A 1,365-nucleotide genomic window follows, 5' to 3' on the forward strand; every position below is an offset into this window, starting at 1 on the left:
GAGTGATGATGACGTGCCCCCTTGTGATAGTTCCGCCCTGATTGACGGCAAATGAGAAACTATCAGTTCCAACAAAATCCACCGCAGGTGTATAGATGACGTTTTCACCGAACCAGCTGATGGTGCCGTGGAGTGGATGGGAAAAAGTCGTGTTGCTTGGCACACTGCCCGACACATTTAGAGGTATCATTGTAGCATTTCTGTTTGGAATGGTGAGAGATCGGTCTGCTTGTTCGATCACCGTCACCGTCACCGCTTCTACAGAACTGCGTTCGGTCGAGTAGCTCCAGGAGTCGTTTAGTTCATGATACACCAGGTCCTCAGAAACGGTATCAAACTGCACGGCGAAAGGTTCCGAAGCTGATCCCCCCGGCAGTCCCTGGACATGTACAAACTGCGCGGTGTCATAGTTGCTTGGGGTAAAGGTCAGATACTTGGGATTAACAATCGCTGCTGCGTTAGAAACGGATACCTGAACAGTGACGGGCTTTTCTGGTGGGAGGATGAACTGAACCGACATGGTTTCGGCTGTGGTCGGTGTGACCGTGTGGGCATTCACGGAAGAGGGCATCACCTTGAACCCAGGGGCTCTCATCTGGCAACGGCCAACCCGCCAGGCTGTTTCGTACCCTATTTTCTGTGCTTGCCACCGATCTGTCATGGGGGATGGTTTCACTCCTAGTGGGCACCGCCCCGAATAGAGCGTGTACATGTAATTAGAGATTCCGTAGCCATGTCCATAACTCAAGTGCCCAGCATTATCTGCAAGAGGGTTGAGATCAGGATAGACTTGATGAAGCTGTGCCCAGAGAAGCCTCCATGGAACGATTCTGGCTGTCGACCCACGCGTACTCATATGATTTGCAGACTTATACTCATCATGAATCTGGCCTATATGAGTATCATTTGCTGTCGGGATCGGTTGGTTCCATGTGTAGGACCGAAACTTGTACCCAAAACCTAACTGCCACTGAGAGGCATCAATTCTGTAACTTTTACTGCCGCCGCCTTCTCGGCCATGATTCCACGCATAAGGTTCTGCCCCTGCCTCAAAACCAATCTTGCTTCCGGCTATCGCGGACCGGCAGGCCAATTGTACCCCGAGTTCCGTACTGCTTCCCCAGTTCTCAAAAAAGATAGACCGCCTTTTGTCGTCTAACATCAGGTAGGGATTCTGAAAACTAAATTTGCCCGTATATTGCTGAACTCCGATGTTGGCGGTAACCGTAGTCTGGACAGTCGCGGCGACTGCAGGCAAAGGGTTGTGACTAGATTCCGCTGCACTTTCCCCCCAGATGCGAGTGTAAACTGAAGCTGCAGCGATGTAGGCGCCATTTGTGCTTGGGTGTGTGTCCCCGATTGGTA

1 protein-coding gene is annotated in these 1,365 nt (G+C 51.4%); it reads right to left on the minus strand.

Annotated features, from left to right (window positions below; all coding sequences use genetic code 11):
* Nucleotides 1-1,258 (minus strand): Ig-like domain-containing protein (locus BSZ32_RS18595; protein WP_165788578.1); only part of this gene is annotated, 1,258 nt, incomplete at its 3' end.
* Nucleotides 1,259-1,365: the final 107 nt, after the last annotated feature.

This window comes from Rubritalea profundi (assembly GCF_002954445.1).
Lineage (GTDB): Bacteria > Verrucomicrobiota > Verrucomicrobiia > Verrucomicrobiales > Akkermansiaceae > Rubritalea > Rubritalea profundi.